Genomic DNA, 2,128 nt, shown 5'->3' with positions numbered 1-2,128 from the left:
TGCTCTTCATCGACGAGATCCACAGGCTGCCGAAGGTGGTCGAGGAGTTCATCTACTCCGCCATGGAGGACTTCCAGATCGACTTCGTGGTGGACAAGGGCGCTTTCGCGAAGACCATCAAGGTGCCGCTCAAGCATTTCACGCTTGTGGGGGCCACCACGCGGGCCGGGCTTCTCTCGGCGCCCCTCCGGGAGCGGTTCGGCATATTCCACCATCTGGACTTCTACCCGCCGGAGGAGCTTGCCGAGATAGTGAGGAGGTCGGCGTCCATCCTCAGAGTCACGGTAGAGGACGAGGCCGGTGCCGAGATCGCCAGGCGCTCACGCGGCACGCCCAGGGTGGCGAACAGGCTGCTCAAGAGGGTACGCGATTACGCCCAGGTCAAGGCGGACGGTGTCATCACGAAGGATGTAGTAGCCGCATCCCTCGCCATGGAAGGCATCGACGACGTGGGCCTTGACAACCTCGACAGGAAGTACCTCAGGGCCATCATCGAGTTCTACGGCGGCGGCCCCGTCGGGATAGAGGCCCTTGCCGCCACGCTCAACGAGGAGCAGGACACCCTCGTGGACATGGTGGAGCCTTTCCTGCTCAAGATCGGGTTTGTGGTGCGCACGGCGAGCGGCCGACGTGCCACCGAGCATGCGTTCCGCCATCTCGGCATCGCGCCGAACGTGCAGAAGGGCCTCCCGTCGCTGTTCTAGGGTAATTGGGATACCCAGTACATGCGGTAGGGAGACCTCCCTGCGTTAAGACCGCCTAAGTGAGGGTTCGTTAGTTCCTCCCAGTTTGCCAACATCTGGTGGGTTGCCGGTGTTGCACTCGGGGACGGCGCCCCAAGCGGGGCGCGCTTCGCCAAAATCCGGCCCGTCGGGCGAGTGGCCGGATTTTGACACCCCTCGTGCAATAACCGGCAACCCCTCCCAAAAGTCGGGAGCATTTCTGCACTCTCATTTAGAGATATAGGCGCCCCAGGATTGCTTCTTTGAGCCTTTCTACCTGCCGGACGGCGTCCCCAGCTACGTCCTGCTCAGGCCAGAATTCGTCGTCATACCGGGCTGCAACGGCGTAATCCGTGAGCTGCTCGAGATCAAGGTTCTCCCACTCGAGCGTCTTATCGATGGCAGAGCACAATCGGGCCAATTCCTCGAGGTCATGCGTATGCGGTATGGGCCGTTCGTGATAGGCAAGGAACGCCTTCAGGTATTTCTCTGCAGCCTGCTGGCAATGGAAACATGCTGTGTCGTATGGACCCTCACTTGCCACTGTGCGCCTCGCGTCCGCAAGGTCGCTTTCAGCCTTGCGGATCCATCCACGGGCGAGATCCTTTCTGTCCTTCATGATAGAGGACCCGTCCCTCCCTCAGGATCGTTGTAATAAAGGCATTTGGCACGTTTTGCCACTCCTCGACCTCGGCGGGTGTGTATACGACGATGTCTTTCGCGGGGAATAGACCGGCGAGAGCCCGCCGAATCGGGGCAGCCCGCCTCCACCTCGGCAGACTGGACTCTGCAACCACCAGTATATCGAGGTCGCTATCAGGACGGAAGTCGCCTCGGGCCCGTGAGCCAAACAGCACTATGAGCTTCGCGTTCGTCACAGACCGGATTCGCCTGGTAGCCTCGGACAGAAGCTCCGGAGTAACTCGGGGAAACCCCGTGGGATCCATCCAGTTCCACTCCTCCGTGTCGATGGTCGGGTCACCTGACGATGAGACCCCGCTCTTCCGGGTTATCGTTTCCAGACTCAGTAGCACGGAATCCAGACGTCCTTTGCCCCTCCTGCTGCCCGGACTATCTCGTGGACCTGTTGTAAAGGCCGGGCAGGTACTTTTCATACAGTTCGACGTTGAAGTCCAGCGGGTTCTCGTCCCTGAAGCGATGCAGGGCGTCGAGATCCAGGTTCCCGACCACGACCTCTTCCTGGTCGAACGAGGCCGCCCGCACGAGCCAGCCGTCGCCGGACGGCGTCATCTCCAGGGGGGCCAGGAGTCCGCTTCGTCCGGTGAAAGGTATCCCCAGGAGGTTGCCGACGGCCGCGGCCGAGACCCCGAGCACCTGGCTCTCCTGTACCCTCGGCCAGATGCCCCGCATCGTGCGCCAGAAGAGGTACTCCTCGTTGTTGGCGG

At 61.4% G+C, this 2,128-nt stretch carries 4 protein-coding genes; 1 reads left to right on the top strand and 3 read right to left on the bottom strand.

Annotation, left to right across the window (positions count from 1 at the left end; genetic code table 11):
• A partial coding sequence (gene ruvB / locus HPY55_16375) for a Holliday junction branch migration DNA helicase RuvB (GenBank protein NPV72181.1) occupies positions 1 to 704 on the top strand: 704 nt, incomplete at its 5' end.
• Positions 705 to 954: 250 nt separating this feature from the next.
• Here ruvB and HPY55_16370 read toward each other — a convergent pair.
• The 3 genes from HPY55_16370 to HPY55_16360 form a co-directional block, all read right to left on the bottom strand.
• The gene (locus HPY55_16370) at positions 955 to 1,341 is read right to left on the bottom strand and encodes a HEPN domain-containing protein (GenBank protein ID NPV72180.1); all 387 of its coding nucleotides are present in this window, start codon (positions 1,339 to 1,341) and stop codon (positions 955 to 957) included.
• The gene (locus HPY55_16365) at positions 1,295 to 1,669 is read right to left on the bottom strand and encodes a nucleotidyltransferase domain-containing protein (protein NPV72179.1); all 375 of its coding nucleotides are present in this window, start codon (positions 1,667 to 1,669) and stop codon (positions 1,295 to 1,297) included. Before HPY55_16365 ends, HPY55_16370 begins: the two co-directional genes overlap by 47 nt.
• A gap of 124 nt (positions 1,670 to 1,793) precedes the next feature.
• Positions 1,794 to 2,128, bottom strand: a 335-nt coding sequence (locus tag HPY55_16360; GenBank protein ID NPV72178.1) for a nitrilase, incomplete at its 5' end; no start/stop codon positions are given.

The sequence above is a fragment of the Bacillota bacterium genome, from assembly GCA_013178305.1.
GTDB lineage: Bacteria > Bacillota > Sulfobacillia > JABLXB01 > JABLXB01 > JABLXB01.
This window is presented reverse-complemented; position numbering and strand designations above follow the sequence as displayed.

Bases quoted from the DNA above. Each gene is read 5' to 3' on its own strand.
- HPY55_16370 (NPV72180.1), bottom strand. From the start codon at position 1,341: ATGAAGGACAGAAAGGATCTCGCCCGTGGATGGATCCGCAAGGCTGAA.
- HPY55_16365 (NPV72179.1), bottom strand. From the start codon at position 1,669: ATGGATCCCACGGGGTTTCCCCGAGTTACTCCGGAGCTTCTGTCCGAG.